The 2,284-nt window shown below is 57.1% G+C and carries 4 protein-coding genes; all 4 read right to left on the bottom strand.

Features of this window, described 5'->3' with window-relative positions; all coding sequences use genetic code 11:
* A partial coding sequence (locus SD70_RS32390) for a hypothetical protein (protein WP_041052832.1) occupies window positions 1-755 on the bottom strand: 755 nt, incomplete at its 3' end.
* Window positions 742-1,290 (bottom strand): hypothetical protein, encoded by a 549-nt coding sequence (locus SD70_RS32385; RefSeq protein ID WP_041052831.1) that lies wholly within the window; start codon window positions 1,288-1,290, stop codon window positions 742-744. The genes SD70_RS32385 and SD70_RS32390, both read right to left, overlap by 14 nt.
* Window positions 1,291-1,300: 10 nt before the next feature.
* A complete protein-coding gene (locus SD70_RS32380) occupies window positions 1,301-1,690 on the bottom strand; it encodes a hypothetical protein (RefSeq protein WP_041052830.1) in 390 nt (129 codons plus the stop codon).
* Between the two features lie 82 nt (window positions 1,691-1,772).
* Window positions 1,773-2,252: a hypothetical protein gene (locus tag SD70_RS32375; RefSeq protein WP_041052829.1), complete on the bottom strand. Its 480-nt coding sequence runs from the start codon at window positions 2,250-2,252 to the stop codon at window positions 1,773-1,775.
* Window positions 2,253-2,284: the final 32 nt, after the last annotated feature.

The raw sequence follows: 2,284 nt of genomic DNA, 5'->3' as shown, positions 1-2,284 counted from the left end.
GCAAGCACCCCGACGTCATCAACGGTATTGTGCCATTCCTCCTGCGAAATGGTCGGCAGCGTGAAGGTGTAAGAAAAACCGTATCGGGAAACCGATTCGTTGTGTTTGTTGATCCGGTAGGCGAGTTCGTCTTCAATTGCGCGGACGATGGTGCTTCGGCGCACCTGCTCAAATCGCCCCGCATCCTTTAATAGCGCAATGTTCGTCTGCTGCCCGACGTCGGCCCGCAAGCCTTCGTGCCAGCTCCGGCTGCCCGCATCGTAAGCGAGGACGAAATCGTCCAGCGTGAACGAAAGGCTGTTGCCCGATGAATCGGCGTAAGCATACGGCTTTTTCGCTCCCCAAACCGGTTTCTGTTCCGTGTGCCCATCGGCTCCCGTCCACTCCTCCTCGGCATAGACGTAGAAGCCGTCGTAACCAATCACCGCAATAGCCGGGATATACCGACTCAACACGCCTTGGGCAACGGGATCGTCGGAAATGCCTAAGCTTGCGTACAGCGTCCGATAAAAAGCGGCAATCGCCTCGTCCTTGTTCAGCGCCACTCGCTTGGCCGATTCGTATTGCGTCTCCCGCTGCTGATTCGCATTGACGGTCAACATCCGCGCCGCGTCATCCACCGCCGCATCCAGCGCGGCGTTATAGCGCAGCTCGGAGAGTAGCGCCTTCCGCTGCGTTTCGACCTCGATGCGATTCACGGTCGCAAACGGCAGGAAAATGAGCGCCCCGACAAGGGCCCATTCAATCAGCCTCATTGCGCACCACCCCGCCGTAAGGAATGAAGATTTTTTCGTTCGGACTGATGGCCTGGTTCAGAAAATCGAACAGGATCGTGCCGGGAGTCCGGTTCGTATTTTTGACCGTGACCGCAAACGTATCGCCGACCCGCAGCTTGTAACGTCGCGCCGGATCGTCTTTTGCGGCCGCGCTGTTTGGGAACAGAACAGGCAAAATCTGCGCGTTGTAAAATAGGTCGTAGTGCACTTCGTAGCTGCCCCGAAACGTGTCCGGCCTTGTCGGGTCGTCATAAACCGGCACATACTTTTTGCTGCCGTGTTCCATTTGCACATCGAAGGTGTTGCCCGTTGCGGCAATCGTCTCCATAAAGTCGTTGTACATGGTCGGTGACACAAAGCCTTTGTCCCGCACCGCATCCACAAATGTTGTCGTCGCTTTCAGGACGACCAGTTCCGAAATATCGTCCTGCTGGTCGAAGGCTGCGGAAATGGGGTAGAGGTAGAGCAAAAGAACGGCAATGAGCACCGCGAAAACTTTCGAGAAACTGTTCATGGCATTCTCCTTAGCGTAAAGCGAAAATGAGGCGCAGCAGCCGCCCGGACGCATCCCGCTGGGCGACTGCCGAATACCGGGCATTCAGGCGAATGCCGGCGGGGACGAACGGGTCCCGATCGAGCGGCGGCGCGTATCGAACGCCGTCCACCACAATTTCCGCGTCTCCCGTCTCCAGCCGGGCAATGGATTGCGCTACCTCTGCGCCGGATACGGTGCCGTCGCCGGCAATCGGCGAAAACGTCATCTGCATGTTGCGATCCAGCGTCTTTCCCGACACATAGGCGGTGGCGTTCAGCGCGGCCCCGGTTTGAAAGAGCATGAGTCCGCTCGTTGCGGCCATCAGAAAGAGAAGACAGGCCACGCTCATTTCCAGCATCGTTCTGGGGGCATGTTCCATCGGCTTCCTCCTTGAAAACGCCGGGGCGTCCGTCTATACCCGGAAGGACGACCCGTCAGCGTTGTGATGTCAGTAAGGGCGCTTACTGCTGACGAAACACGATGCCGCGAATGACGTTGCTGCTGTCGTGCACCAGTTGCGCCCGAAATTTGCCGCTCGGATTGACGTAGTTGATATTCGCCTCATCGAGCGCATGGCTCAGTTGCCCCGGCGCTTCACCAACCACTGAGCCGTAAGTCACGCTGTCGATCGGAACACCCGTGTTGATCACCTTGCCATACCACTGACCCGCCGGATTTTTCCCGGTGACAATCTGGATGCCGAACTCTTCTTTATCGCTGAACTTGCGCAGCGCGTTGACCACCTGACTGCCCGACAACGTCGTGTTGTCGTACACCGTAAACGCCGTTTGCGACAGCTCCGTCTGGATATTGCTGAAGTTGCTTTGCGCCGCCTTGGTGGAGTCTTGCGCGGAAATAAACAATACGACGGCGAGGGTAATGAGCGCGATGGCCAGAAAAATGCCTGCCGCCATCACGAGTGCTTTTTGCGCGTTGGACATGAACCGATCTCTCCTTCAAATGAAATTCGAAA

Origin of the sequence: Gordoniibacillus kamchatkensis (assembly GCF_000829455.1) — a bacterium.
GTDB lineage: Bacteria > Bacillota > Bacilli > Paenibacillales > NBRC-103111 > Gordoniibacillus > Gordoniibacillus kamchatkensis.
The sequence above is the reverse complement of the archived record's forward strand: the minus strand, read 5'-3'. Positions and strand labels throughout refer to the sequence as shown.

Bases quoted from the DNA above. Each gene is read 5' to 3' on its own strand.
- SD70_RS32385 (WP_041052831.1), bottom strand. From the start codon at position 1,290: ATGAACAGTTTCTCGAAAGTTTTCGCGGTGCTCATTGCCGTTCTTTTG.
- SD70_RS32380 (WP_041052830.1), bottom strand. From the start codon at position 1,690: ATGGAACATGCCCCCAGAACGATGCTGGAAATGAGCGTGGCCTGTCTT.
- SD70_RS32375 (WP_041052829.1), bottom strand. From the start codon at position 2,252: ATGTCCAACGCGCAAAAAGCACTCGTGATGGCGGCAGGCATTTTTCTG.